This window comes from Methylobacterium sp. 1A, from assembly GCF_058072805.1.
Genome location: NZ_JBYQVE010000001.1, coordinates 496532 through 521942, shown reverse-complemented (window position 1 = coordinate 521942; position 25411 = coordinate 496532). Strand labels below are relative to the sequence as shown.

The following is a 25411-nucleotide window of genomic DNA, read 5'->3' as shown; positions in this document are numbered from 1 at the left end:
GCACCCCGATGTCCGGTTCAGAACCCGCGGTCGCCCTGGAGAACCTGCGCGTCGCCTTCGGCAAGGTGCAGGTCGTCGACGGCGTCGACCTGAGCCTGGAGCGCGGGCAGGCGCTGGCGCTCATCGGCGAATCCGGCTCCGGCAAGAGCGTGACCCTGCGGGCGATCCTGCGGCTGTTCCCGGAGGGGCGCAGCCGGATCGAGGGCGGCATCCGGGCCGCCGGCAAGGACGTGCAGGCGCTGACCCGGCGCCAGCTCGCCGATTTCCGCGGCGGCGACGTCTCGATGATCTTCCAGGAGCCGCTGCTCGCCTTCGACCCGGTCTACACGGTCGGCCGGCAGATCACCGAGGCGATCCTGCGCCACGAGACGATCTCCAAGGACGCGGCGCGGAAGCGGGCGCTCGCCCTGTTCGAGCGGGTGCGGATCCCGAGCCCGGAGCGGCGGCTCGACAACTACCCGCACGAGATGTCGGGGGGCATGCGCCAGCGGGCCATGATCGCGCTGGCGCTGGCCTGCCGGCCGCAAGTCCTGCTCGCCGACGAGCCGACCACGGCGCTCGACGCCACGGTGCAGATCCAGGTCCTGCTGCTGCTCCGCGAGCTGCAGCGCGACCTCGGCCTGTCGATCGTGATCGTCACCCACGATCTCGGCGCGGCGGTCGAGGTCGCCGACCGGATCGCCGTGATGTACGCGGGCAAGATCGTCGAGACCGGCACGGCGCATCAGGTGGTCCTGAACCCGCACCACCCCTACACGATCGGCCTGCTGCGCAGCCGCGCGGAGGGGGCGCTCGCCAAGGGCTCCCGGCTCCAGACCATTCCGGGCAGCCCGCCCGACCTCGCCAACCGCCCGCCGGGCTGCCCGTTCGCGCCGCGCTGCTTCCTGGCCGAGGAAAGCTGCCGCCGGGAGATGCCGCCGGTCGTCGAGATCGCCCCCGGCCACCGCGTCGCCTGCTGGCGGACCGAGGAGGCCTCGGCGGCCTACCGGGCCGGCCCGACCCCGGTGCGCGCCGCCGAGCCGGTCCCGGCCTGACCTCGACGCACCCGCGCCGAGGCTTTATCCGGCTCGGCGCGGTCCCGCGGCGGCGGACCGCGTCCGAACCGGCCGCGCGGGCGTCACGATGAGCCAAGTCCTATCCGGGCCAGTCCTATCCGGGCCAGTCCCGTCCGAGATCCTGCTCGTCCCGCGGGGCGAGGCCGGGCACTTCCTGCCGGCGGCCCTCGGCTGGCTGGGCAAGCGGGTCACCGTCACCGCCCAACCCGGCCCGGCGAACCACGTCCTCTGCCTGCCGGTCCTCGATTTCGTGCGCCTGGGCTTCCCGGAGGCGAACGGGCGCCTCGACCTCCTCGAACCGGGGGACGCCGAGAACCTCCGCGCCGGGCGCGCCGCGCTGCTCCTCGACCTCTCGAACGAGGGGCCGGGCCTGCACGCGCCGACCTTCGAAGCGCTGCACCGGAACCTCGAAGACCGCGGGATCCCGCGCGAGCGGGTGATCCTGGTCACGCAGAACCGGCTGCTGCGGCTCGACTACGAGCGCCTCTACGGCGAGGGCCTGCGGTTCTGGACCTTCGAGTTCTTCCCGCTCCAGGTCGCCCTCTGGCTGGACGACGCCGAGGGTCCGCGGCTCTTCCCACAGCACCCCCTCGACCGCACCGGCTACGCGCCCTTCGCCCGCGCCGCCGGCCCGGCCCGGTTCCTCTGCCAGAACGCGGCCCTGCGCTGGCACCGGGTGCTGCTCTACCGCTGGTTCCAGCTCAGCGGGCTGGACCGCGACGGGCTGATCTCCTTCCACGGCATCGGCGAGGACAACCCGAAGGCGGGCGGCATCAACGTCTTCCACGCGCCGCCGGAGATCGAGGCGGCCTTCGGGCCGCTGCTCGCCGATGTCGGCAGCTGGATCCCGCGCCGGGCGCGGCGGATCGATGCCGATCAGGGCACCGACATGGTCATGACCCTCGACACCCAGGCCTACGCGGCGTGCGACCTGACCGTCATCTCGGAGACCGACTTCTTCGAGCCGGGCGTCGAGCGGATCACCGAGAAGGCGATCAAGGCAGCGGCGACGGGCCTGCCCTTCGTGACGGTGGGCGCGCCGCGCGCCGTCGCGCGGCTGTCCGAGCTGGGCTTCGAGACCTTCGGCGGCCTGATTGACCACCACTACGACCTCGTGTCCGACCCGGCCGAGCGGCTGCCGCTCGTGTTCCGGTCGATCGAGCGCGCCTGGGCCGCGTGCCGGGACGACCGGGCGCGCTGGCACCGCCTCGCCCGCGAGCAGGCCGAGGCCAACGTGGCCCACGCGCGGCGTGGATTGCTGCCGCAGTACGAGCGGGTGATGGTCGCGCCGCTGATCGAGCGGCTGAACCGGTTCATGGAGACGGGCGCGATCCTCCACTGACCGCCGCCCGCAGGACTTCCGCCATGCGCCGCACCGCCGGCTCGATCGCCCGCTCGGGCACGGCGGCGTAGCCGAGGAGCAGGCCCGGCTCCGCCGGGCCGGCGTGGTAGGCCGAGAGCGCGACCGCCGAGATCCCCGCGCGGCCGAGCGCCGCCGCGGCGGCCACGTCGGTGAGGGCCGGGCGCCAAGCCGGCCCCGGCCGGGCGATAACGTGCATCCCACCCTCCATCGCGGCGATCGCCGCGACGTCCCCGGCGTGGCGGCGCGCGGCCTCGATCAGCGCCTCCTGGCGCAGGGCGTAGAGGCGGCGGGTCCGGCGCAGATGGCCGGCGAGGTGGCCGTCCTCGATGAAGCGCGCCAGCGCCCACTGGCCGATCCCGGACGGGGCGGGGCCCGTCTCGGCCAGCGCCTGATTGACCGGCGCGACGAGGCCGCGGGGCAGCACGAGGTAGCTCAGGCCGAGGGCGGGCAGCAGCAGCTTCGAGAAGCTGCCGACGTAGATCACCCGGCCGCCGCGATCGAGGGCGCGCAACGGCGCGAGCGGGCGTCCGGCGTAGCGGTAGGCGCCGTCGTAATCGTCCTCCACGATCCAGCCCGAGACCGCCTCGGCCCAGGCCAGCAGGTCGAGGCGGTTCTCCAGGCTCATGGCGTGCCCGAGGGGGTAATGGTGGGCCGGCGTCACCACCGCGAGCCGCGCGCCGGGCGCCCCCGCGGCGGCCAGGGCCACCGACAGGCCCCCGGGTCCGACCGGGACGGGGATGGGGTTCAGGCCGGCGCCGGCGAGGGCCTGCGCGATGCCCGGGAAGCCGGGCTCCTCCACCAGGGCGGTCTCGCCGGGATCGAGGAGCAGCTCGGCGAGCAGGCGCAGGCTCTGTCGGATACCCGCGGTGACGATGACGTCGTCGGCCTCGCAGGCGACGCCGCGCGCCTGCGCCAGGTAGGCGGCGATGGCGCCGCGCAGGGCCGGCGAGCCGCGCGGGTCCGGCCGCTCGGTCGGGCCGTGGCGCCACTCGGCCTGGAGCAGGCGACCCCAGACCTCGAAGGGGAAAGCGTCCTGCGCCGGCCGGCCCAGCGCGAAGGCGTCGGGCACGCCCGGACCCGCCATGTAGCGCCGACTCGAAGCGGACACGAGGCGGGTGCCCCGACGGGACAGGGTCGGGGCCGGCTCGTCACCCGGGCGGCGGAGGGGGCCGGGCGCGGGCAGCGCGTCGTCCGGCAGGGTCGCGGCGACGCGCGTCGCGGAGCCCGGCCGCGCCGTCAGGTAGCCCTCCGCGGTCAGCTGCTCCAGCGCCAGGACGACGGTCCCGCGCGCGCAGCCGAGGTCGGCGGCCAGGACCCGCGAGGCCGGGAGCCGGGCCCCGCGCGGCAGCCGGCGCTCGAGGATCGCCGCGCGCAGGCCCTCCCGGAGCTGCGCGTGCAGCGGCGCCGCGGCCGCGGTGTCGAGGGTGAGCGTCAGGGGCAGGGGAGCCCGGGCCATGCGGCAAACTGGTCCAGTCGCGGTGCGAGAATTGGACCTTTCGCCTGGACCGCCGAACGGTCAAGCCCGGATCCGCAAGATCGCCGCAGGACAGGCCCATGTACCAGCCGCCCCATTTCCGGGACGATTCACGCGCCGCGCAGCACGCGCTGATCCGCGCCAACCCCCTCGGCCTGCTGGTGACCGCCGGCGCGGGTGGCCTGACCGCCAATCCGATCCCGTTCCTCCTGGACGACGACGGTCCCCACGGGGTGCTGCGGGCGCATCTCGCCCGCGCCAACCCGCAGGGTCAGGATCTCTCCGCGGCAGAGGAGTGCCTGATCGTGTTCCAGGGGCCGCAGGGCTACGTCACGCCGAGCTGGTACGCGAGCAAGCGCGAGCACGGCCGGGTGGTCCCGACCTGGAACTACGCCACCGTCCATGCCTGGGGCCGGCCGCGGATGATCGAGGATACGGACTGGCTCGGGCGCCAGATCGCCGACCTCACCGCCCTGCGCGAGGCGTCCCGGGCCGAGCCGTGGGCGGTCGCGGACGCGCCGGCGCCGTTCGTCGCCGCGCAGGTTCGGGGCATCATCGGCATCGAGATTCCGATCATGCGGATCGAGGGGAAGTGGAAGATGAGCCAGAACAGGCCGGAGGCCGACCGGCACGGGGTCATCGCGGGGCTGCGCGCCGAGGGCGAGGCGGGTCTCGCCGGCCTGGTCGCCGAGCGGAGCGGGCTGTGAGCGCGCGCCTCAACGGCTTCGGCCAGCCCGTCGGCCCGGCGCTGCCGGACTGGAGCCCGCGCCCGCGGCCGCCGCGCACGCCCCTGGAGGGCCGCTTCTGCCGGCTCGTACCGCTCGACGCCGCGGCGCACGCGGACGCACTCTACGCCACCTACAGGGCCGCCCCCGACACGCGCGGCTGGACCTATCTCGGCGACGAGATGCCGGAGAGCGCGGAGGCCTACCGGGCGCGCCTCGCGCGGCAGCAGACGAGCGAGGACCCGCTGTTCCACGCGATCCTGGATCCCGAGAGCGGCGACGCCCTCGGGATCGCCTCGTATCTCCGGATCGATCCCGCCAACGGCGTGATCGAGGTCGGCCACCTCCACTTCGGCCCCCGGCTGCAGCGGGCGCCCGCCGCCACGGAGGCCATGGCGCTGATGATGGCCCGGGCCTTCGACGAGCTCGGCTACCGGCGCTACGAGTGGAAATGCGACAGCCTCAACGCCCCGTCCCGGGCGGCGGCGCTGCGGCTCGGCTTCACCTTCGAGGGCATCTTCCGCAACGCCGTGGTGGTGAAGGGCCGCTCCCGCGACACGGCGTGGTTCTCCATCACCGATACCGAGTGGCCGCGAGCCCGCGCCGGCTTCGCGGCGTGGCTGGACCCGTCGAACTTCGACGGGGCGGGTCGCCAGCGGCGCGGGCTCGCGGACCTGCGCGCCGCCGCGGGCTGAGCCGGCTCAGGAGCCGCCGGTCAGGAACGCCTCCGCGCTGCGCAGGCTGAGCGCCATGATGGTCAGGGCCGGGTTCGCCGCGAGCGAGCTCGGGAAGGTCGAGCCGTCGCAGATCCACAGGTTGTCGATGTCGAAGCTGCGGCCGTGCGGGTCGACGACGGCGCTCGTCCCGTCGCGGCCCATCCGGCAGGTCCCGAGCGTGTGGGCGACGCGCTCCAGCACCCAGACGTCGTCGGCCCCCGCCTCCTCCCAGAGATCGCGCATGACCTTGGTGGCGTGCGCGTTGAGGCGGTTCTCGTTGGTGCTGTAGCCGAAGCTGATATGGGCCTTGCGCATCCCGTGCGCGTCGGTCTCGTCGGCAAGGGTCAGCACGTTGGCGTCGCAGGGCAGCGTCTCGCCGTTGATGCCGATGCCGGCGAAGTGGTTGTAGCGGTCGAGGTAGTCGAGCAGCGGCTGCCCCCACAGGCCGCGCCCCCGCGCCGCCGAGCTGCCGAAGGTCAACGGCACCACGCCGAGGCTCTGGATCAGGTAGCCGCCGGCGAAGTCGGCACCGGCGCGGATGAAGTCCTCGGTGATCAGCGAGGACGGATAGCCCCGGTTCATGCGCACCTCGTGGTCGAAGGTGCCCCAGACCTGGGTCGCCACGTGGCCCATGTAGTTGCGCCCGATCTGGCCGCTGGAATTGGCCAGGCCGAGATGGAGCAGCAGGCGCGGCGTCTCGACCGCCCCGGCGCAGAGGAAGACGGCGCCGCAGCGCTGCCGCCGCTCCGCGCCGTCCTGCCGGTAGACCACGCCGGTAATCCGGCCGTCGGCGCCCCGCTCCAGGCCATGGACGAAGGCCTCGGCCCGGATCTCGGCGCCGTGGGCGACCGCGTAGGGCAGGTAGGTCACGTCCATGCTGGCCTTGGCGCCCGTGCGGCAGCCCTGGTGGCAGTAGCCGCAATTGATGCAGGCGTTGCGGCGGGGCCCGTCCTCGGACTGGAAGTCCCGCGAGACCACGGCGGCGGGCGCGTCCGCCCACCGGATGCCGCGGGCCTCGCAGGCCCGCGCCATGATCTGCGCCGGCCCGTTGCGCGGGACCGGGGGCAGGGGATAGCGGCGGCCGGCGTCCCACGGGTAGCTCTGCGCGCCCGAGACGCCGAGGAACCGCTCGACCTGCTCATAGAACGGGAGCAGGTCCTCGTAGGTCAGCGGCCAGTCGACCCCTTCGCCGCTCTCCGTGTGCAGTCGGAGGTCGCGGGCGTCGGCCCTCGGCACGAAGGCGCCCCAGTGCAGTGTCGAGCCGCCGACGCCGGTGCCGCTGTTGTTCGCCCCGAAGGCCTCCGGGGTCGAGCCGCCGCTCAGCCGCTCCTCGGTCCAGTAGATCTCGTCGGCCAGCGTCTCGTCGAAGGCGAAGCGCTCCGGGGTGAAGTTCGGTCCGGCCTCCAGGGCCACGACCTTCAGCCCCGCCGCGGCGAGGCGCGCGAGGAGCGGCGCGCCGCCGGCACCGGTCCCCACCACGACCGCGTCGACGGCCTCGTCCGCGCGGTAGGTCCGCATCCCCGCGAGGTTCATCGTCCCGCCTCCGTCCGCAGCGCCCGCGGCTCCCAGGGTTCCGGCGCGTCGAGTCCGACGGCGTGGAAGCCCGGCAGGCCGTCCGCGATCTCGCCCGGCCGGTCGCCGCCGGCACCGATGCCCGAGAAGCCGATCCGCGCCAGGGCCGCCGGGTGGCCGAGCCAGAGGCGGACCGCGTCGGCGCGGAGATCCTCGAACCAGAACCGCATCCGGTCGGCGTCGAGGCGGCCGCCGAGGCTCTCCGGAACCTTCAGCGCGGCGCGCGCGCACAGGGTGAGCAGCCCGTCCTGCTCGGCCGCGTCGAGGGTCACGAACGGGCGGTTGCGGGCGATGCGGGCGGCGGCGTCGAGCGTCCGAAGGGCGGCGCGGTAGGCCTCCGCGTCCGGCGGCAGGGTCGAGAAGCGCCAGCCGTCCCCGTCGCCGGAGGAAAGCCGCCGGTCGAGGCGGCCGGCCAGATCGAGGTGCGGCACCGGCACGACGCGGGCGAGGGCGGCCCGCAGGATCGCGAGTTCCACCGGGTCGAGGGCCGCCGGCCGATAGGCGGGATCGCCCGGCGCGGCGCGTTCCGCGAGCGCCTCACGGAGGCGGCTGTTCACGCGCTCGGAGGCGATCAGCGCCGCGTAGTCCGGCGGCACCGCCGGGCCGGCCTCGATGGGCGGCCGGGGCCGGTCACCGAGATGGGCGCGCAGGTGGTCGGCCAGGGCCGCGGGCCGCTCCAGCGGCAGGAGGTGGCCGACGCCGTCCACGGTGACGAGACGATGGTGCGCGAGGTGGGGCGCCGTGAGGGCCCGCTGCGCGTCAGGCCCGAGATCGGCATCCTCGGACCCCGCGAGGATCAGCGCCGGGGTGCGCAGGACGCCGACCCGGCGGCAGCAATCCTCGTTGGCGCCCTCCTCGAGCCAGGCTTTCCAGGCGGCCGGCTCGGCCCGCAGGACGTCGGCCACCGCCCGCGCCTCGCTCTCGGGATCCAGGCCGTCGCCCACGTTGGCGCGCACGAAGGCCTCGGCCTCGCGGCGCCGGGTCTCGGGATCCGCGTCGATCCAAGCGAGCATGTCGGCGCGCCGGTCCTCCGGGATCGGCTCCGGGCTCGGCGGCGAACCGGAGACCAGGACGAGGTCGGTGAGCCCCGCCAGCCCCGCCTCGCCATCCTCGGCCCGGCGCGCGAGCGCCAGCGCCACCTTGGCCCCCATGCTGTGGCCGGCAATCGCGTAGCGCGCCGGAGCCCGCGCGCGGATGGCCTCGGCCACGTGATCGGCCATGGCGGCGACGGAGTAGCCCGGCGTGCCGGCGGCATCGCCGAAGCCCGGCAAGTCTACGGGCACGCAAGTCAACGGCGTCCCGTCGAGGGCGCGCGCGAGACGCTCCCAGCTTCGGGCACTTCCGCCCAGAAAGTGCAGGCAGAACAGGACTTCGGGCTCGGACATCGGCGAGACATCGCGCGGCGCCGGAATGCTTCAAGCGTACGCGACGCCGCATGGCCGAAGTCTTGTCTCGGACTCATTGGCCGAGTCGTGGCCGCGTGCGATCAGGAGCATCGGAGGAGGCGGCGATGGCGGATCTCGAACAGGCCTGGCGCGTGGAGGAGGCCTGCCTCAACGCTTGGCCGAGCCCGCGCGAGCTCCTGGTCAACGGCTACCTGCTGCGCGCCGCCGGCGGCCGCTCGAAGCGGCAGAATTCCGTGAACCCCATGCGCGGGAGCGGCGCGCCCGGACCGGCCATCGCGGCGGCGCGCGCGATCTACGGCCGCCTGGGGCAGCGCCCGATCTTCCGCGTGCCGGCCATCGCCCCGCAGATGGAGCCGCTCCTCGCCGGCAGCGATTACGATGTGGTCGACGAGACCTGCACGCTGATCCGCGGTCTCGACGACCTGCCGATTGCGCCCGATCCGGCCGTGGCGGTCGCCGCGGCGCCCGGGCCGGACTGGCTGGCCCTGCGCGACGCGGTGAACCGCGCGGATGAAGCGGCCGCGCGGGTGTTCCGCGACACCGTCGCGGCCCTGGCCCTGCCGCGGGCCTTCGCGGCGGCCGCGGCCGAGGGGTGCATCGGCGCCATCGCCTTCGGGGTGCTCGACCGGGAGCTGATGGTCATCGAGGCGGTGGCGACGCCCGAACTCCTGCGCGGCCGCGGCCATGCCCGGCGCGCGGTCGGCGCGCTGCTGCGCTGGGGCCGCGGGGAGGGCGCCCGGGCCGCCTGCCTGCAGGTCGTGGCCGCGAACACGCCGGCGCGGGCGCTCTACAGCGCCCTCGGATTCGAGCGCGAACTGTACCGCTATCACTACCGGGTCGGACCGGAGCCCGGTTGAGACGCGGGGGGTCGCGGGCCGGCCCTTACATCCGGCCGCGGCGACCGTTTCAGGCGTCGAACAGCGAGCCCTGCCGCGTCGGGGCGGAGCTCGCGCCGGTCCGCTTGCCGGCCGTCGCCGGCGCGGCCGCGCCGCCGCGCCGAGCGGGCTTCGCGGCCGGGGATGGAGCGGCCGACAGGGACGGATCGGCCGTCCCGTCGGGCACGGCCGTCACGGTCCCGTCGGCGAATTGCAGGCTGAGGCGCTGGGCGGCCGCCGCCTCCGCGGCGCGGCGGACGGGCAGCCCCGCGGCGTCGCGCACCAGCACGTAGCCCCGGTCGAGCACCGCGCGGTAGCTGAGCGAGCCGAGCAGGCCCGCCAGACCGTCGAGCCGGTCGCGACGACGCTCGATGCCGCGCGCGCCCGCCTGGGTGAGGCGCTCCGACAGGGCGAGGAGCCGGTCGGTGCGGCGCGCCTGCAGCGCCCGGGCCCGTTCCAGGCTGGCCTCGCGCGCGACGACGAGGCGGCGCCCGAGCTGGACCAGGGCCTCGCCCTTGCGCTGGACGTCGTTGCGCAGGGCGTGGAGCGGCCGGTGGTCGATCCGCGCCAGCCGGGCGCGGGCGTTGGCGAGGGCCACGTCGGGCGAGCGGCGGGCCATCCGGTCGAGGAGCAGCTGGAGCCGCGCGCGGTGGCGGCTCGCGCCCGCCGCCAGCGCCGGGGCGAGGCGCGCCTCGGCGAGGTCGAGCCGCTGGCGCTTGGCCGCCAGCAGGGCGTCGGCGCTCGGAAGGGCGCGTCCGAGGGCGCGCAGGTCCGACCGGTCGCGGTCGACCCGGCGCCCGACCGCCCCCCGGCCGCGGGCCGACAGGTCCGCCACCGTGGCGATCAGGTCGGCGCGGACCGGCACCGCCATCTCGGCGGCGCCCGTCGGGGTCGGCGCGCGGCGGTCCGAGACGTAGTCGATCAGCGTGGTGTCGGTCTCGTGCCCCACCGCCGAGATCAGCGGGATCGCGCTCGCGAAGGCGGCGCGGACGACGCATTCCTCGTTGAAGGCCCAGAGATCCTCGATCGAGCCGCCGCCGCGGGCCACGATGAGCACGTCCGGGCGCGGGATCGGCCCCCCGGCCGCGAGGGCGTTGAAGCCGCGGATCGCGGCCGCGACCTCCTCGGCCGCGCCGTCGCCCTGGACCCGCACCGGCCAGACGAGGACCGGACGGGGAAAGCGGTCCTCTAGCCGGTGGAGGATGTCGCGGATCACCGCGCCGGTCGGCGAGGTGACGACGCCGACGACCCGCGGCAGGTAGGGGATAGGCCGCTTGTGGTCCGGCGCGAAGAGGCCCTCGGCCGCGAGCTGCTTCTTGCGCTCCTCCAAGAGCGCCATCCAGGCGCCGAGCCCCGCGGGCTCCAGGCTCTCGATGACGATCTGGTACGAGGACTTGCCCGCGAAGGTCGTGATGCGGCCGGTGGCGACGACCTCCAACCCCTCCTGCGGCCGCTGGCGCAGGCGTCCGAACACGCCCTTCCAGACCACCGCGTCGATCCGCGCCTGCCCGTCCTTCAGGGAGAAGTAGGCGTGGCCCGAGCCGTGCTGGCCGCGATACCCGGAGATCTCCCCGCGCAGCCGGACGTGCCCGAAGGCGTCCTCGAGGGTGCGCTTCAGGGCGCCCGCGAGCTCGCCGACCGACCATTCCGGCTGGTTGGCGTTGAGCACGCTGGTCGGAGGGATGTCCGCCGCTTGCTGGGCTGCGGGGCGCGGGGGCGGCACGAGGGGCATGAGCCGACGCTAGGGGCCTCCGGCGGGACAGTCAAAGGCCCGCTGTGGAGACGGGATCGCTCGGCCGGCGCCGCGCCTGCGGCGCCTCTCCCTCGGCGAATGCCGCTCCCTTCACTCGACGGCGAGCTCGCGCGGCCGGTCGGAGATCGCCACCGGCGGGACCAGCAGCGACAGGAGCAGGGTCAGCCCCGCCACGGCGAACACCGTCCAGAACGTGCCGTGCAGGGCGTGCTCCAGGCCGGCCCGGATCGCCTCGCCGCCGGCCCCGAGGCTTGCCGGATCGTCGAGCAGGCGCCGCAGCTGATCGGAGTTCACCGCCGGGCCGCTCGACGGGTTCGCGAGCCGGTAATTCAGCACCGCGCCGAGGACGGTCGCGCCGAGCGTCGAGCCGAGGTTGCGCGAGAAGATGTTGGAGGCCGTCGCCGCCCCGCGCTGCGCCCAGGCGACGCTGTCCTGGATGATCACGATGGCGGCCGTGGACAGGAAGCCCATGCCGAGGCCCATCACGACCGAGCCGCAGGCCGCCACCGCCGGGGAGGTGTCGGGCCCGAGGGCCACGAAGGCGACCGCGCCGAGGGGCAGAAGCGTCGCGCCGACCAGCAGGATCGGGCGCAGGCCGAACCGCACGAAGCTGCGCGCCGCCGTCGTGGCGCCGATCGGCCAGCCGAGCACCATCAGGGTCAGGGTCAGGCCGGCGATCAGGGGCGACTGCCGCATGACGCCCTGCACGTACATCGGCAGGAACGCCGTGAGACCGATCACCGTCATGCCGGAGAGCAGCGTCGCGGTGTTGGCGGTCGCGATGGGGCGCTGCAACCATAGGCGGATGTCGAGCATCGGGTCCGGCGCGCGCCGCTCCTGGACGACGAACAGTGTCGCGGCCACCACGAAGGCCAGCGCCGGCCACAGGGCCGCTTCGGCCGACTCGCCCGCCTCGGTCAGTGCGATCATCAGCGCAGCGATGGCGGCGGTGAACAGGGCCGCACCGATCGCGTCGATCTGGCGCGGGCGGCGCTCGACGCCCTCGTGGAGGAAGCACAGGAACAGGCCGGCCGCGATCACGCCGATCGGCAGGTTGATCCAGAAGATCCAGGGCCAGCTCAGGTGGCCGATGATCAGGCCGCCGACCAGCGGGCCGGCGACCGACGAGATCCCCCAGACACTCGCGAGGTAGCCCTGGACCTTGCCGCGTTCCCGCACCGCGTAAAGGTCGCCGATGACGGTCAGGCTCACCGGCTGGATCGCCCCTGCGCCGACGCCCTGGATGAGGCGGAACAGGATCAGCGAGGGCATCGACCACGCGAGCCCGCACAGGAGGGAGCCCGCCAGGAACACCGCGATGCCGAACAGCAGGACTGGCCGGCGTCCGTAGAGGTCCGAGAGCTTGCCGAACACCACCGTGGTGGCCGTCTGCGTCAGTAGGAAGGACGCGAATACCCAGGCGTAGAGGTGAAGGTCGCCGAGATGACCGGCGATCTGCGGCATCGCCGTCGAGACGATCGTCGCCTCGATGGCGATCATGAACATCGACGCCATCACCGCGGCGAGGACCAGCGGGCGGCGCGTCTCGAAGGACTTGGGCATCGGGCCGATCTAGGCCCGCCGCGCCTGCACACCTAGCGTTGGCTCGGGCAACCGGCCTCTTCGCGGCGAGATCCGTGCGCGGGCGCACATGCGCTCGGCGTCGGCCCCGCGATGGGCGCATGGATGACGCGCCCCGATGCAGCCCGTGCATACATAATGCGAAATGCCCAGGCGCGACCGACTCAGGCCTCCGCGTCGGCGTCGAGGTCCCTCCCGCGGGTCTCGGGCAGCAGGAACGCGGCGATCGTCCCGACGAGGCTGAACGCGGCGAGGTAGTAGGCCGGCGCGAGCCGGTCGCCGGTCGCGGCGATCAGCCAGTTCACCACGTAGTTCGTGCTGCCGCCGAACACCGAGACGGAGACCGCGTAGACGATCGACAACCCGGCGCTGCGCACCGCCCGCGGCAGGGCCTCGGGAATGCCGACGATCACGGCCGCCGCGTTGATGGACGACAGCGCCGAGAGCAGGAAGGTGACCGCGTAGACGCTGGCAGCGCTCGGCGCCCGCACCACCCAGGCGAAGGCCGGGACCGCCAGGATGAGGATCAGCGCCCGCGGCCAGATCATCACCGGTCGCCGCCCGTACCGGTCGGCCAGCCAGCCGCCGAGCAGCGGGAAGATCACCGAGGCGAGCCCGAGGGCGATCGGCACCGCCGTCGCGGCGGTCTCGCTCAGGCCGAGGGTCGCGCCCGCGAAGACCGGCATGTTGGTGCCGACCGCGTTCGACACGGTCGAGGCCGCGATGACCAGGAAGGTCAGGCCCAGCAGGCGGCCGTGCTCGCGCAGGAGCCGGCCGACCACCGCCATCGTCGAGGCCGCCGCGTGCGGATCCTCCTCGGCGCCGGCGGTCTCGGGCAGGTGGCTGCGGATGACGAGGCCGACCGGTACGACGCACAGGCCGAGGGCGAACATCAGCCGCCAGCCCCACTGCGCCATCGCTTGGTCGCCGACCGCGAGCGCCAGGGCGGTCGCGATGATCCCGGCGAACAGGGCCGCGCAGCCCTGGCTGGCGATCTGCCAGCTCGTCACGAAGCCGCGCCGGTCCGGGGGCGCGGCCTCCAGCAGGAAGGCGGTCGAGGGACCGACCTCGCCGCCGAGGGCGAGGCCCTGCACGAGGCGTCCGGCGATGACGATGACCTGCGCCCAGCCGCCGATCGTCGCGTAGGAGGGGCAGGCGGCCAGCATGAGCATGCCGACGGCCATCAGCGCGATGGTGATCAGCATCGCGGGCTTGCGGCCGGCCCGGTCCGCGAAGGCGCCGATCAGCACACCGCCGATGGGCCGCATGACGTAGCCGATGCCGAACAGGGCGAGCGATGCCAGCAGGCTGTGGGTCGGGTCGTTCGCCGGGAAGAAGGCCTCGCCGATCGGCTTGGCGAAGAAGGCGTAGACGGTGAAGTCGTAGAATTCGAGGGCGTTGCCCAGGACGACGGCCCCGACCGACTTGCGGTCGAGAGTCGAATGATGCGCGCCGGGATGCGGTGCGGTCCGGGCGTCCATCAGCGGGCCGACCCGTCGACCGGGTGCTTGGCGAGACCGCCGGTCACGGGCGTCTCGCCCTCCGCCAGGGCCGCGTCGTAACCGGCCAGCCAGAGCGCGCGCGCTTCCGTCCCCTCCGCGTAGGGGCAGGCTTCCCGGGCGAGCCCTTTGGCGGGCGCGGCCCGGCCGAGGGCGCGGGCATCGAGGTCGTTCGGTGGCGTATCCATACGGGCGCAGCTCCGTTCCGGTGGGCTGCGGCGCGATGTAGGGCGCGGAGCGCGCGCGTCGCCGATCTCAGTGACGCGTCGGGTCCGCGTCGGCGGGCAGCGCCACGGCCTCGCTGAACGGGAATTCCAGCACGACCTCGCCGTCGTCGTCCGTGACCACGAGGCACGCCGTCATCAGCCGGGCCTGATCCTGCGGCTGGCGCAGGGCGGCGCGGATCGTCTCCCGCGCCGCCTCCCAGGCCGCGTCCGGATCCCGCAGCTCGATCCCGGTCGGGTCGGAGATGACGTCCTCGCCGATCTGCGTGTGGAAGAAGTAGCGCGGCATGGTCTTCACCGATTGCAGGAGTGCCGCCCCGGGCGGAGCGACCCACGACAGGTGGTGATAGCCGCGCGTCGGACCAGATGCGGCGCGCGCCCCTGCCTCGGCCCTCAGCCGTGCGCGGCGCGCGCGGCCGGCGCGGCCGGCGCGGCCGGGACCGGGCGCAGCGCCCGCACCTGGCCGCTGGAACCGCCCGCGCGGTGCTGCTTCTCCATCGCCATGAGCGGCCGCAGCTCGGGCTCGGCGAAATCGAGGAGCTTGGCGTTGCGCCAGCGCGGCTTGCCGGAGCCGCGGCCGAACCAGCGGGGGCGCTCCTCCTCGACCAGGAGCACCAGCCGCCCCGTCCAGGTCTTCCGGAACCAGAAACGCCCTGTCAGAGACATCGTCCCATCCTCGCCGTCGAGCCGCCCCCGGTCTGGCCGCCTCAATAGCGAACTTGGCTGTTCGCGTACTGATTGAGGACGCGGGCGAACAGGCGCACCACCGATATCCACAGCGTCACGCCGGGGCTGCGGGGGGCTCGGGGCGCGATCAGTGCGCGATATGCCGGACCGACAGCGCCAGCACGACGAGCCAGACGAGCCCCGAGAGACCGAACACGAAGCCGCGGAGGATCGCCGCTTCCAGCGCCGCGTGTGCGGAGCGCGGCTCCGAAGCCCGCTCCCTCCGCGAAGGCTCGGGACGCGCCCGGACCGGGCGCTGCTCGGGCACGGTCAGCAGGCGCGTCAGGCTGTCGGGGAGCGGTCTCGGATCGGGCTGCACGGCAGCCGCGAGCCTAGCGCGTCACGCGCCCGCGCGACAGGCCGCTCGGAGCGTCGGCAGGCTCATGTCGGACACCGATTTGTCGCGCCCATACCCCATGCTACAGCTCGACCCCGGGCGGCCAGTCAGCCCGTCGGTCCGCGCGCATGTCCCTGCCACCTGTTCTGATCACCGGCGTGGCCGGCTTCATCGGGAACCAGCTCGCCCTGCGCCTCCTCGAAGAGGGCCGGCAGGTCGTCGGGCTGGACAGCGTCAACGCCTATTACGACGTGCGCCTCAAGGAAGCCCGGCTGCAACGCCTCCCGGATTTCCCGGGCTACAGCTTCGCGCGCCTCGACCTCGCCGACCGCGGCGGCCTCGACGCGCTGTTCCGCCGCCACGCGTTCCGCACGGTGATCCACCTCGCGGCCCAGGCCGGCGTGCGCTACTCGCTCACCGATCCGCACGCCTACGCGGCGAGCAACCTCGTCGGCTTCCTGAACGTCCTCGAGGCCTGCCGCCACGGCGGCGTGGGACACCTCCTCTACGCGTCCTCCAGCTCCGTCTACGGCGGCGTCACCGCGATGCCGTTCTCGGTGCACCAGAACGTCGACCATCCGCTCAGCCTCTACGCCGCGACCAAGAAGGCGAACGAGCTGATGGCGCACAGCTACAGCCATCTCTACGGCCTGCCGACGACGGGCCTGCGCTTCTTCACCGTCTACGGCCCCTGGGGCCGGCCCGACATGGCGCTGTACCTGTTCACCCGCGCGATCCTGGCGGGCGAACCGATCCGCGTGTTCAACGAAGGGCGGATGCTCCGGGACTTCACCTACATCGACGACATCGTCGCGGGGATCCGGGCCCTGGCCGACCGGCCGGCCGCGCCGGACCTCGCGTGGAGCGGCGCGGCGCCGGATCCCGGGACCAGCTCCGCCCCCTACAGGATCTACAACATCGGCAACAACGAGCCGGTGGCGCTCCTGGATATGATCGCGCTCCTCGAGGACGCCCTGGGCCGCAAGGCGGAGAAGATCCTCCTGCCGATGCAGCCCGGGGACGTCCCGGCGACCTACGCCGACATCGACGACCTCGTGCGGGACGCCGGCTTCCGGCCCGCCACGCCACTGAAGACGGGGATCGGGCGCTTCGTCGACTGGTATCGGACCTATCACGGAATCTGAGGGAACGGCGCCGCGCGCCGTCGCACGGAGCCAATCCGTTCACGCGGTGTTGAGTGGGGCGGCGGCCCGCAGCAGCCGCCAACCGGCCCCGGATGACGGCTATCCCAGACTGGGCCGTTGCGCGCGCCGGGCACATTCATTTAGAGCTGTTCCAGGCAGGCAAGCTCTGCCCGCATCGCTGCCCAAGCGGCGGCCAACAGGAGGAAATCCATGCGTTCACTCGTTTTCGGCGCCGTCCTTGCCGTCGTGATGCCGTTCGCCGCGCAGGCCCAGGACGCCGGCGACGCCGCGGCCGGCGAGAAGGCGTTCGCCCCCTGCAAGGCGTGCCACAACTTCCAGAAGAACGGCGTGGGTCCTGACCTGAAGGGCGTCGTCGGCCGCAAGGCGGGCACCTACGAGGGCTACAACTACTCCGCCGCCCTGAAGAACTCCGGCATCACCTGGGACGAGGCCAACCTGCACGAGTGGCTGAAGAACCCGAAGGCGAAGGTGCCCGGCACCAAGATGATCTTCCAGGGCTACCCCGACGACAAGAAGATCAACGACGTCATCGCCTACCTCAAGACGCAGTCCTGAGACGCGAAGATCGGCACGAACCGGGAGCGGCCGCCCGGCCGCTCCCGGCGCTCCGGCCGCGCCCTAGTCGGTCGTGAGGCCGGCCTGCAGGCTCAGCCTGAGCGTGACGAGATCGTGAAGCAGGTCCTTGCGGCCCTGGATATCGAGACCGGTCATGCCCCCCGCCTCGTCGGGCAGGCAGGCGAGTTCCTCGCGCAGGGCCTCGCCGGCGGCGGTGAGGAAGATGCTGACCTGACGCTCGTCGACCCGGTCGCGGGCGCGGCGCACCCGCCCGGAGGCTTCCAGGCGCTTCAGGAGCGGCGTCAGCGTCCCCGAGTCTAGGAACAGGCGGTTCCCGATCTCCTTGACCGACAATCCGTCCTGCTCCCACAAGACCAGCAGGACGAGGTATTGCGGATAGGTGAGTTCGTGGCGCCCCAGGAGGTTGCGGTAGGCGCGGCCGAACGCGTGCGCGGCGGCGTAGACCGCGAAGCACAGCTGATTGTCGAGGCGCTGCCGCTCCCGCTGCGAAAGCTGGTCGGCACGCGTGTGCCCCGCTCGATCCGGCTCGATGCCGATCTGCGAGGCCGTGGGGCCTGACATAGGAAAACTCTCTCTGGTAAAGGCTGGCTCGCGTACCGGTATGGCGAGGGGCTACTTCTAGGCAGTTCGCTAAACGTATACAATTGGGGCGACCGACCGAGAGTTGCCACACCATCCGCCCGGCAGCGCTCAGCCATCCATCAACGGATGCAGATCGCGGACCATCGCCTTCAGGCGCTCGTCGAGGACGTGCGTGTAGATCTGCGTCGTCGAGATGTCGGCGTGGCCGAGCAGCTCCTGGACGATGCGCAGGTCGGCGCCGTTCTGCAGGAGGTGACTCGCGAAGGCGTGGCGGAGCACGTGGGGGCTCACCCGATCCGGGTGGAGCCCCGCTGCCGAGGCCAGCACCTTGAGATCGCGGGCGAAGGCCTGCCGGGTGAGATAGCCGCTGTCGCTGTCGGCGGGAAACAGCCACGGGTTGTCCTCCGGCACGGCCGGAAGATGCGCCGCCATCGCGGTGCGGGCCGCATCGGTCAGGGGCACGAGGCGCTCGCGGCCGCCCTTGCCCTTGACGATGAGGTAGCGCTCGCGCGTCGCGCCCGCCGCGCGGGGCAGGGCGACCAGTTCCGAGACGCGCAGGCCCGTGGCGTAGAGCAACTCGAGCAGGCACGCCATCCGGCGTGCCCGCCGGGCCGGGCCGGGGGCCTGATCGGCGGCGGCGGCCGCCTGCGCCGTGGCGAGCAGCCGGTCGACCTCCGCGATGGACAGCACCTTGGGGAGCGCGCGCCCGCGGCGCGGACCGGACACCGCGACGCTCGGATCGCTCTCGGCGCCGCCCTCGGCATAGAGGAACTTGTGGAAACCGCGCACGCAGGACAGGCGCCGCGCCGCCGAGGACGCCTTCAGGCCCCGGGTCTCGAGGTCGATCAGGAAGGCCCGCAGCGTGCCGGCCTCCACGTCGCCGAGCGCCGTGCCCGAGCGCGCGAGATAGTCGAGGTAATCGTCCAGGTCCCGGCGGTAGGCGCTCAGGGTGTTCAGTCCGGCACCGCGCTCGGCGGCCAGCATGTCGAGGTACTCGGCGACCTCGGGGCGGGGCGCCCGGGCGGCGTCGCCGCTGCCCTCCGGCCCGCTCAACGGTTGCCCGGCTGCAGCTTCGAGGCGGGGATGGTCACGCTCATCTCCCGCGGCGTCGGCTGGACGAAATGCGCGAGCGCGAACATGGCCGCGTAGACCAGACCCGCCAGGATCGCGAGGGTGGCAAAGAAACGGAACAGGGTCGGCACGTCGGTCGAACCTCGGGCAGACGGGCGCTGGCGGCGGGGAGGGGGCGGGCGAAGGCCTTCTCCGAGCCGCCGCCGATGCCCGGGTTCGACCACGTGAACGAGGCGCTGACAAGGCCCACGACGACACAGGGATGCGTTTCGCAGGCCGCTTGAATCGCGCTAAGAGCCTGCCGCAGGATGTGAGGCTGCCCGGGCGACAGGCGCGCGGGGGCCGGTGGAGAGGCGGGGACGCCGCACGGATGCGATGCAGGAGTCGATGCAGGAGGCCATGAGCGGGGAGGAGGCGGGGGAACCGATCGAGGCGCGTCTGCGCCGCGCGCTCGGCCTGCGCTCGATCGTGCTCGTGGGCCTCATGGGAGCGGGCAAGAGCACCGTCGGCCGCCGTCTAGCGAGCCGCCTCGGCCTGATCTTCAAGGATGCCGACATCGAGATCGAGGCCGCGGCCGGCCTGACGATCCCCGACATCTTCGCGATCTACGGCGAGCCGAGCTTCCGCGACGGCGAGGAGCGGGTGATCTCGCGCCTGCTGCGGGCCGGTCCGCTGGTCCTGGCGACGGGCGGCGGCGCCTACCTGCGCGAGGCGACCCGCGCGCGCATCGCGGAATCGGCGGTCTCCGTCTGGCTGAAGGCCGATCTGGACGTGCTGATGCGGCGCGTGCGCAAGCGCGGCAACCGCCCGCTGCTGCAGACCGAGGATCCCGAGGCGACGATGCGAGACCTGATGGCCGTGCGCCACCCGGTCTACGCCGCAGCCGACGTGATGGTCATCTCGCGGGAGGTCTCGCACGACCGGGTCGTCCAGGACGTGCTGGAGGCGCTGGATGCCCATCTCAGCGGCGAAGGATCCATCCCCGTGGCCGCCCAGTGAGACCCGAGCGAACCGATCCATGACCGAGCCCCGTCCGGACCTCCTGACCGTCCACGTGCCCCTCGACGCCGACCGCGCCTACGACATCCAGATCGGACGCGGGCTGATCGACACCGCCGGCACCGCGGTCGCCGCGCTCGGGGCCCGCCGGGCAGCGATCGTGACGGACGCGACGGTCGGCGCGCTCTACGCCGCGCGGCTGCGAACCAGCCTGGAGCGCGCCGGCCTCCAGGCGGGCGTGGTGACGGTGGCGCCGGGCGAGGCCTCCAAATCCTACGCGGGCTACGCGGAGGTCTGCGACGGTCTGCTCGCCCTCAAGGTCGAGCGCGGCGACCTCGTCGTGGCACTGGGCGGCGGCGTGGTCGGCGACCTCGCGGGCTTCGCGGCCGCCACCCTGCGGCGCGGCGTGCGCTTCGTGCAGGTGCCGACGAGCCTGCTCGCGCAGGTCGATTCTTCGGTCGGCGGCAAGACCGGCATCAACGCGCCGCTGGGCAAGAACCTGATCGGCGCCTTCCACCAGCCGCGCCTCGTCCTGGCCGACACGGCCGCCCTCGACACCCTGTCCGAGCGCGAGATGCGCGCCGGCTACGCCGAGGTCGCCAAGTACGGGCTGATCGCCGATCCGGGCTTCTTCGACTGGTGCGAGGCGAACTGGCGCGGGATCTTCGCCGGCGGCCCGGAGCGCGAGCAGGCGGTCGCCGCCTGCTGCCGGGCCAAGGCCGCGGTGGTCACCCGCGATGAGCGGGAGGACGGCGAGCGGGCGCTGCTCAATCTCGGCCACACCTTCGGCCACGCCCTGGAGCGCCTGACCGGCTACGATTCCGCCCGCCTGGTCCACGGCGAGGGCGTCGCGATCGGGATGGCGCTCGCCTTCCGCTTCTCGGCACGCCTCGGGCTCTGCGCCGGCCAGGATGCGGGCCGGGTCGCCAACCATCTCGCGCTCGCCGGCCTGCCGACCCGTCTGCAGGCCGTTCCGGGCGGGTGCGGCGACGCCGAGGCGCTCCTCGACGCGATGACCCAGGACAAGAAGGTCCGCGACGGCGCGCTGACCTTCATCCTCGCGCGGGGGATCGGCCAGAGCTTCATCGCCCCCGGCGTGGACCGGGCGGAGGTGGCAGCGTTCCTGCAGGATGAATTGGCGTCGGACCAAGCCGCCTGACGCTCGCGAGCGCCTGCTGTGGCCTTGCCTAACGCAGGCCAGGCCGCTATGAGCCTGCCACGTCCGGCGCCGGTCACCGCGCGCCGCCGACGGTCCCGTCGGGGCCAGGGCCGCAATAGCTCAGCTGGTAGAGCACCTCATTCGTAATGAGGGGGTCGGGGGTTCGAATCCCTCTTGCGGCACCATTTCCCCCAGGCGTTTCCCGAAAGCATACACGAGCGAGCCGCTGGCCGATGGCCTGTGCCGGCTCGAGCCCGCGTGAGCCCCTCGGCTGAGGCGCGCGGCGACCGGCGCGCTCAGGCGATGGCCAGCACGGCCGCGATCGCCGCCACGCCCACGGCGAGCCAGGCGGCGTAATCGCCGATCAAGCCGCTATGGAGCATTTCCAGCACGCGGGTCGGCGCCGATTGCGTCGCGCTGACCGGCCGGACCACGAACGCGGGCAGGTGTTTGCGGAACAGCCCGTAGCCCGCGCCGGCCAGGGCGGCGGCGACCGAGGCCCAGGGGAGCCAGCCGGGCCCCTCCGCTAGCGCGTGCACGGTTGGCCGGTGCATGAAGGCCGACGCCGCCCGCGGCAGGGCGTGCTCGATGAGAGCCGCCGGCAGACCGATATCGAGCGCGAGGAGAAGGCAGCACGGCGCCAGCATCAGCCAGAGCGGCCGGTTGGCCTTCTCGCGCTCGTCCGCGCTCGGGGCGCCGGCCTCGTCGCCGGGATCGGGCCCGAGCCCGAGGAAGATCCGGCCCGCGGCCCGCAGCACCGCGGCCCCGGTCAGCGCCGCGCCGATGGCACCGGCCGCCAGCGCCACCCCGTGCCCCTGCTGCCAGAGCGCGCCCTGGACGAGGCGGGTGCCCTGGTCGAGCACACCGAGGGGCAGGCCGCAGAGCAGCAGCCCGGCCAGAGCCATGGCGACGCCGGCGGGCCAGATCCCCCGTCCGAGGCCGCGCAGGGCGATCTCGTCAATGCTGGCCTGGGTGGCGAGCAGGATGCCAGCGATCATGAACAGGGCGCCCTTCACCAGCCCGTGGCCGACCACGTAGACGAGCATCCCGCCGGTCCCGTCGACCGAGAGGGCGCCGAGGCCGGTGAGCATGATGCCGGCGTGCGAGATGGTCGAGAAGGCGAGTAGCCGCTTGAGGTGCCGCTGCAGCAGCGCCATCCAGCCGCCCAGGAGGGCGGTGAAGCTGCCTAGGCCGATGAGGAGCCCCGGCAGGGCGTGCTGGACCTGATCGGAGCCGCCGAACACGACGGCGCTCACCTTCGCGAGCCCGAACAGGCCGAGCGAGACCATCGATCCGGAGAAGATCACCGAGACCGGGCTCGGCGCGACCGCGTGCGCGTCGGCGAGCCAGAACTGGAACGGCACGATCGCGCCCTTGATCATCAGGGCGGCCGCGACGAGGCAGAACGCCCCGGCCACCACCGGATCCCGGCCGCCCCGCGCCACCGCGGCCGCGATGCCCTCGAAGTCGAGCGTGCCGGTCTGGGCGTAGATCAGGCCGATGCCGCCGAGCATCAGGAAGCCCGCGAGGCTGTTCACCACCGTGAAGTTGATGGCGCCCGCCAGCGACGACTCCGCCAGATGGTAGGCCGTGAGCGCGAAGGCCGCGACGCTCATCACCTCGAACCACACGAACAGGTTGAACATGTCGCGGGTGAAGCAGAACCCGACCATGGCGGCCAGGAACAGCAGCATCAGGATGTGGAAGTGGCCGTGGGTGCGGTCGAAGAAGCCCCAGGCGAACACGAAGGTCAGGGCGTAGAGCAGCCCGATGAAGGCCGCGACCCAGCCGCTGGCCTCGTCCACCGAGAAGCCGATGCCGAGGTGGACGCCGTCGCGGGGCTCCCAGCCGCCGAACCAGTAGACCAGCGGCCCGCCGGCGGCGTGGCTGGCGATGATGCCGCACAGCACCGCGACGGTGAGCGCCGCCAGCGTCGCCAGGATGTCGGGGAGGCGGCCGGGCAGGACGTGCGCGGTCGCCAGCATCGCGGCGCAGACCACGAGCGGGATCGCGACGGGCAGGGGCAGGAGGGCGGCCGGGAGGACGGTCACGGGCCGCCCCGCTCCGCGTCGCGCGCGCGGCTGGTTCCGGCATCGCGCCCGGACCGGCCGCCCGCGCGCATCGGCCGGAGCTTCTCCGGGTCCAGGCTTCCGCCGCGCTTGTAGGCCTGGATGGTCAGGACGAGGAGGAGGGCGGTGAGCGTCGCGCCGACCACGATGTCGGTGAGCACCAGCGCCTGCATGACCGGGTCCACGGCGGGCGTCCCCGGCGGGTGGTCGTAGAAGATCGGCGCGATGCTGCCCCAGCGATAGCCGAGGCCGAGCAGGAGCACGTAGGTCGCCGACTGGCACACGCCGAGGCAGCCCACGAGGTGGATGAAGTTGCGGCTCGTGGCGATGCCGTAGAGGCCGATTCCGAACAGCCACGCGGCGACCGCGTAGGGCAGGACACTGGTGACCGCACTCACGCGGATTCCTCCCCCGGCTCCTCGGGCGCGTCGGCCGCGCGGGTCTCCTCCATGAATTCCAGGAAGAGCTGCGTGAAGCCGCCCGTCACCGCCAGGGCGACGCCGAGGTTCTCGACGAGCATCAGGCCGCCCGAGAACAGGTCGCGGAAGGTGCCGAGCGGCAGGATGTTCTGCATGAAAGCGGCGCCGGTGAGCATCGGCACGAGCCCGCACAGGGCGAAGAGCAGCGCGCCGCCACCCTCCAGGGCATCGAGCCAGTGACTGCGGATGGCGTCGCGCCAGCCGGCATAGCCCTCGCCGAGGTAGATGAGGAGGGTGCCCGAGGCGAGGATGACGCCGCCCTGGAAGCCGCCGCCCGGCGTGACGGTCGCGTGCAGCACGACGTAGAGGCCGAACAGCGCGGTGAGCGGGCTGGCGACGCGGCACGCGAGCACGACGGCCTCGGAGCGCGGGATCACGGCCCGGCCGGGCCGGCGCATGGCGCGCCCGGTCGTGCCCTCGCCGCGCCGCCCGCGCAGCAGCACCACCGTCCCGGTGATGGCGGCGAGTAGCATGAACTCCTCGCCGAGGGTGTCGAGGCCGCGCAGGTCGAAGTTGATCGCGCTGACCATGTTGGCGACGTGCCGGGCCTCCGGAACGATCGCGTTGATGCGCGCGCCGTACTGGGCGATCGTCGATCCGAAGGGCGGCAGGCCGGCGATGACCGCGGCCGCGCCCGGGAGGAGGACGAGGCCCGCGACGGCCAGGAGCGCGACGCGGGCGCGCGGGCTCACGATTCCTCCTCGGGCGGCTGCGTCCGCACGGCCATCAGGGCCACGAGGAAGAGGAGCGGCACCGCCGCCGAACCGACCGCCAGCTCCGAGAGCGCGACGTCGGGGGCCTGGAGGGCGTCGAACAGGATCGCCAGGACGAGCCCGTTGACCGCGATGGCGAAGACCTGCCGCGCAGGATCGCGCACGAGGACCACGGCGGTGCCGGAGATCGCTGTGAAGAGGAAGAGCAGCGGCAGGATCACCGTCATGCCGAGCGGCTCTCGCGCATCAGCACGGCCCGGCCGGACACGTGCGACAGCACCGCCGCCCAGGCGAGGAACACCACCATCATCACCAGAATCTTGAGCGAGCGCCCGGAGACGCCGTCGGCCAGGAAGGCCGCCACCGTCACGAGGATCGCGGCCGCGACGTTCAGGAACGCGAGCGCGTGAATCCGGTCGAGCGCCCGGGGCAGGCGCCAGAGGGCGAGGGCCGCGAGCCAAGCGGACGCCACGGCAAGGACCAGGACCGAGCCGATCGCGACGCTCATATCCAGCGCTCCAGGAAGACCGCGAGCAGCATCGTGCCGGGCAGGTTGAGCAGGACCAGGGTGAGGGCGAGATCGGTGATCGACGCCTGGTCGGTGGCGAAAGCCATGAGCGTCAGGATCAGGACCGTGACGCTGCCGGCGAGCTGGTAGGCGGCGAAACGCTGGCCGGGCCGACCCCGCCACGCGAGGACCGCGGCCACGGCGAGCGGCGGCAGCAGCGCCAGGATGGCGACCGTCCAGACGCTCATCGAGCCTCCTCAAGGCCGTGCGTCACCACCGTTCCGTGCGCGCGGTCGAGGGTGAGCACGTAGCTGTCGGGGGCGAGCGACGCGGCCAGCAACCCGACCGCCCGCGCCGCCGGCGCGGCGTCGCCCTCCGGCGTGGCCCAGGCGATCTCGGCGGCGCTCCGCTCGCGGGTCGCGCCGCCGCCGGCGCGACCGAGGATCGCGCGCAGGAGGTGCAGCCCGACGCGGGCGGTCTGGCGCGGCATGTCGCGGACGGCCGGGCCGAGCGGGTAGAGCGACGCCCGGTCGAAGCGGAAGCGCAGCCCGCCGGGCCGTCCGACGCCCCACCACCAGAGCGTGCCGAGACTGGCGCATCCGACGGCGGCCATCCCCTCGTTCAGGCTGACCGAGCCGGCGAAGACCATGTAGGTGAGCGCGAGGACGACCCAGATCGCGGCGCCGTCCCGCCGCGAACGCTTCCGGATCCCGCCGATCGGTCCTGCCTGCGTCGATCCTGCCCGCATCGATCCTGACCGGCGCGCCCCGCGGAAGCGTGACC

General features: G+C 73.4%; 29 protein-coding genes and 1 tRNA gene. 10 read left to right on the top strand and 20 right to left on the bottom strand.

Features of this window, described 5'->3' with window-relative positions; all coding sequences use genetic code 11:
* Positions 1–8: 8 nt before the first annotated feature.
* Together ACX9MN_RS02540 and ACX9MN_RS02535 are read left to right on the top strand one after the other, a co-directional pair.
* The gene (locus ACX9MN_RS02540; protein ID WP_091679999.1) at positions 9–1034 is read left to right on the top strand and encodes an ABC transporter ATP-binding protein; all 1026 of its coding nucleotides are present in this window, start codon (positions 9–11) and stop codon (positions 1032–1034) included.
* Between the two features lie 88 nt (positions 1035–1122).
* Positions 1123–2397, top strand: a complete 1275-nt coding sequence (locus tag ACX9MN_RS02535; RefSeq protein ID WP_100252180.1) for a hypothetical protein — start codon at positions 1123–1125, stop codon at positions 2395–2397.
* Here the strand turns inward: ACX9MN_RS02535 and pdxR are convergent.
* Positions 2369–3874 (bottom strand): MocR-like pyridoxine biosynthesis transcription factor PdxR, encoded by a 1506-nt coding sequence (gene pdxR / locus ACX9MN_RS02530; protein WP_100252179.1) that lies wholly within the window; start codon positions 3872–3874, stop codon positions 2369–2371. The two genes, ACX9MN_RS02535 and pdxR, sit on opposite strands and share 29 nt — an antisense overlap.
* A 98-nt stretch (positions 3875–3972) precedes the next feature.
* Here pdxR and ACX9MN_RS02525 point away from each other — a divergent pair, with 98 nt between their 5' ends.
* Together ACX9MN_RS02525 and ACX9MN_RS02520 are read left to right on the top strand one after the other, a co-directional pair.
* A complete protein-coding gene (locus ACX9MN_RS02525; RefSeq protein WP_100252178.1) occupies positions 3973–4599 on the top strand; it encodes an FMN-binding negative transcriptional regulator in 627 nt (208 codons plus the stop codon).
* A complete protein-coding gene (locus ACX9MN_RS02520) occupies positions 4596–5312 on the top strand; it encodes a GNAT family N-acetyltransferase (RefSeq protein WP_100252177.1) in 717 nt (238 codons plus the stop codon). Before ACX9MN_RS02525 ends, ACX9MN_RS02520 begins: the two co-directional genes overlap by 4 nt.
* Before the next feature lie 6 nt (positions 5313–5318).
* On the opposite strand, the gene ACX9MN_RS02515 is transcribed toward ACX9MN_RS02520, so the two are convergent.
* Both ACX9MN_RS02515 and ACX9MN_RS02510 read right to left on the bottom strand, forming a co-directional pair.
* Complete coding sequence (locus ACX9MN_RS02515) at positions 5319–6866, bottom strand: GMC family oxidoreductase (protein ID WP_489723639.1); 1548 nt, start codon at positions 6864–6866, stop codon at positions 5319–5321.
* Entirely contained in the window at positions 6863–8290 is a 1428-nt protein-coding gene (locus ACX9MN_RS02510) for an alpha/beta hydrolase (RefSeq protein WP_100252175.1), read from the bottom strand. Before ACX9MN_RS02510 ends, ACX9MN_RS02515 begins: the two co-directional genes overlap by 4 nt.
* Before the next feature lie 125 nt (positions 8291–8415).
* Here ACX9MN_RS02510 and ACX9MN_RS02505 point away from each other — a divergent pair, with 125 nt between their 5' ends.
* A complete protein-coding gene (locus ACX9MN_RS02505) occupies positions 8416–9168 on the top strand; it encodes a GNAT family N-acetyltransferase (protein ID WP_100252174.1) in 753 nt (250 codons plus the stop codon).
* A gap of 49 nt (positions 9169–9217) precedes the next feature.
* On the opposite strand, the gene xseA is transcribed toward ACX9MN_RS02505, so the two are convergent.
* From xseA to ACX9MN_RS02470, 7 genes are all read right to left on the bottom strand, one after another.
* Positions 9218–10918 (bottom strand): exodeoxyribonuclease VII large subunit, encoded by a 1701-nt coding sequence (xseA, locus tag ACX9MN_RS02500; RefSeq protein WP_100252173.1) that lies wholly within the window; start codon positions 10916–10918, stop codon positions 9218–9220.
* Positions 10919–11029: 111 nt separating this feature from the next.
* The gene (locus ACX9MN_RS02495) at positions 11030–12502 is read right to left on the bottom strand and encodes an MDR family MFS transporter (protein ID WP_100252172.1); all 1473 of its coding nucleotides are present in this window, start codon (positions 12500–12502) and stop codon (positions 11030–11032) included.
* Between the two features lie 182 nt (positions 12503–12684).
* Entirely contained in the window at positions 12685–14001 is a 1317-nt protein-coding gene (locus tag ACX9MN_RS02490) for an MFS transporter (protein WP_100252171.1), read from the bottom strand.
* Complete coding sequence (locus ACX9MN_RS02485; protein WP_020093436.1) at positions 14001–14207, bottom strand: ribosome modulation factor; 207 nt, start codon at positions 14205–14207, stop codon at positions 14001–14003. The genes ACX9MN_RS02490 and ACX9MN_RS02485 overlap by 1 nt, the downstream gene beginning before the upstream one ends.
* A 67-nt stretch (positions 14208–14274) precedes the next feature.
* On the bottom strand, positions 14275–14532 hold the full coding sequence (locus tag ACX9MN_RS02480) for a DUF6894 family protein (RefSeq protein ID WP_020093435.1): 258 nt from the start codon (positions 14530–14532) through the stop codon (positions 14275–14277).
* A gap of 104 nt (positions 14533–14636) precedes the next feature.
* Entirely contained in the window at positions 14637–14909 is a 273-nt protein-coding gene (locus tag ACX9MN_RS02475; RefSeq protein ID WP_100252170.1) for a hypothetical protein, read from the bottom strand.
* 148 nt (positions 14910–15057) lie between these two features.
* Positions 15058–15288, bottom strand: coding sequence for a hypothetical protein (locus ACX9MN_RS02470; RefSeq protein ID WP_020093433.1), 231 nt, complete (start codon positions 15286–15288; stop codon positions 15058–15060).
* A gap of 146 nt (positions 15289–15434) precedes the next feature.
* Here ACX9MN_RS02470 and ACX9MN_RS02465 point away from each other — a divergent pair, with 146 nt between their 5' ends.
* Together ACX9MN_RS02465 and ACX9MN_RS02460 are read left to right on the top strand one after the other, a co-directional pair.
* Entirely contained in the window at positions 15435–16451 is a 1017-nt protein-coding gene (locus ACX9MN_RS02465) for an NAD-dependent epimerase (protein ID WP_100252168.1), read from the top strand.
* 210 nt (positions 16452–16661) lie between these two features.
* The gene (locus ACX9MN_RS02460; RefSeq protein WP_042673136.1) at positions 16662–17027 is read left to right on the top strand and encodes a c-type cytochrome; all 366 of its coding nucleotides are present in this window, start codon (positions 16662–16664) and stop codon (positions 17025–17027) included.
* A gap of 63 nt (positions 17028–17090) precedes the next feature.
* Here the strand turns inward: ACX9MN_RS02460 and ACX9MN_RS02455 are convergent, their stop codons facing one another.
* The 3 genes from ACX9MN_RS02455 to ACX9MN_RS02445 form a co-directional block, all read right to left on the bottom strand.
* Positions 17091–17609: a MarR family winged helix-turn-helix transcriptional regulator gene (locus ACX9MN_RS02455; protein WP_170862975.1), complete on the bottom strand. Its 519-nt coding sequence runs from the start codon at positions 17607–17609 to the stop codon at positions 17091–17093.
* Between the two features lie 129 nt (positions 17610–17738).
* Positions 17739–18683, bottom strand: coding sequence for a site-specific tyrosine recombinase XerD (locus tag ACX9MN_RS02450; RefSeq protein ID WP_100252167.1), 945 nt, complete (start codon positions 18681–18683; stop codon positions 17739–17741).
* Positions 18680–18832: a hypothetical protein gene (locus ACX9MN_RS02445; protein ID WP_012317685.1), complete on the bottom strand. Its 153-nt coding sequence runs from the start codon at positions 18830–18832 to the stop codon at positions 18680–18682. The genes ACX9MN_RS02450 and ACX9MN_RS02445 overlap by 4 nt, the downstream gene beginning before the upstream one ends.
* 244 nt (positions 18833–19076) lie before the next feature.
* Here ACX9MN_RS02445 and ACX9MN_RS02440 point away from each other — a divergent pair, with 244 nt between their 5' ends.
* The 3 genes from ACX9MN_RS02440 (at position 19077) to ACX9MN_RS02430 (ending at position 21044) form a co-directional block, all read left to right on the top strand.
* Positions 19077–19700 (top strand): shikimate kinase, encoded by a 624-nt coding sequence (locus ACX9MN_RS02440; RefSeq protein ID WP_020093428.1) that lies wholly within the window; start codon positions 19077–19079, stop codon positions 19698–19700.
* Between the two features lie 19 nt (positions 19701–19719).
* A complete protein-coding gene (aroB, locus tag ACX9MN_RS02435) occupies positions 19720–20859 on the top strand; it encodes a 3-dehydroquinate synthase (protein WP_100252166.1) in 1140 nt (379 codons plus the stop codon).
* Between the two features lie 109 nt (positions 20860–20968).
* A tRNA-Thr gene (locus ACX9MN_RS02430) sits at positions 20969–21044 on the top strand.
* A gap of 111 nt (positions 21045–21155) precedes the next feature.
* Here the strand turns inward: ACX9MN_RS02430 and ACX9MN_RS02425 are convergent.
* The 7 genes from ACX9MN_RS02425 to ACX9MN_RS02395 are packed head-to-tail and all read right to left on the bottom strand — an operon-like array spanning position 21156 to position 25376.
* Entirely contained in the window at positions 21156–22910 is a 1755-nt protein-coding gene (locus tag ACX9MN_RS02425) for a complex I subunit 5 family protein (RefSeq protein WP_100252165.1), read from the bottom strand.
* Entirely contained in the window at positions 22907–23326 is a 420-nt protein-coding gene (locus tag ACX9MN_RS02420; RefSeq protein ID WP_100252164.1) for a sodium:proton antiporter, read from the bottom strand. The genes ACX9MN_RS02425 and ACX9MN_RS02420 overlap by 4 nt, the downstream gene beginning before the upstream one ends.
* A complete protein-coding gene (locus ACX9MN_RS02415; protein WP_100252163.1) occupies positions 23323–24099 on the bottom strand; it encodes an MnhB domain-containing protein in 777 nt (258 codons plus the stop codon). The genes ACX9MN_RS02420 and ACX9MN_RS02415 overlap by 4 nt, the downstream gene beginning before the upstream one ends.
* Complete coding sequence (locus ACX9MN_RS02410; protein WP_100252162.1) at positions 24096–24347, bottom strand: Na(+)/H(+) antiporter subunit B; 252 nt, start codon at positions 24345–24347, stop codon at positions 24096–24098. The genes ACX9MN_RS02415 and ACX9MN_RS02410 overlap by 4 nt, the downstream gene beginning before the upstream one ends.
* Complete coding sequence (locus ACX9MN_RS02405) at positions 24344–24628, bottom strand: monovalent cation/H(+) antiporter subunit G (RefSeq protein WP_100252161.1); 285 nt, start codon at positions 24626–24628, stop codon at positions 24344–24346. The genes ACX9MN_RS02410 and ACX9MN_RS02405 overlap by 4 nt, the downstream gene beginning before the upstream one ends.
* Positions 24625–24876, bottom strand: a complete 252-nt coding sequence (locus tag ACX9MN_RS02400; RefSeq protein WP_020093421.1) for a monovalent cation/H+ antiporter complex subunit F — start codon at positions 24874–24876, stop codon at positions 24625–24627. Before ACX9MN_RS02400 ends, ACX9MN_RS02405 begins: the two co-directional genes overlap by 4 nt.
* Complete coding sequence (locus ACX9MN_RS02395) at positions 24873–25376, bottom strand: hypothetical protein (protein ID WP_100252160.1); 504 nt, start codon at positions 25374–25376, stop codon at positions 24873–24875. Before ACX9MN_RS02395 ends, ACX9MN_RS02400 begins: the two co-directional genes overlap by 4 nt.
* Positions 25377–25411 lie beyond the last annotated feature (35 nt).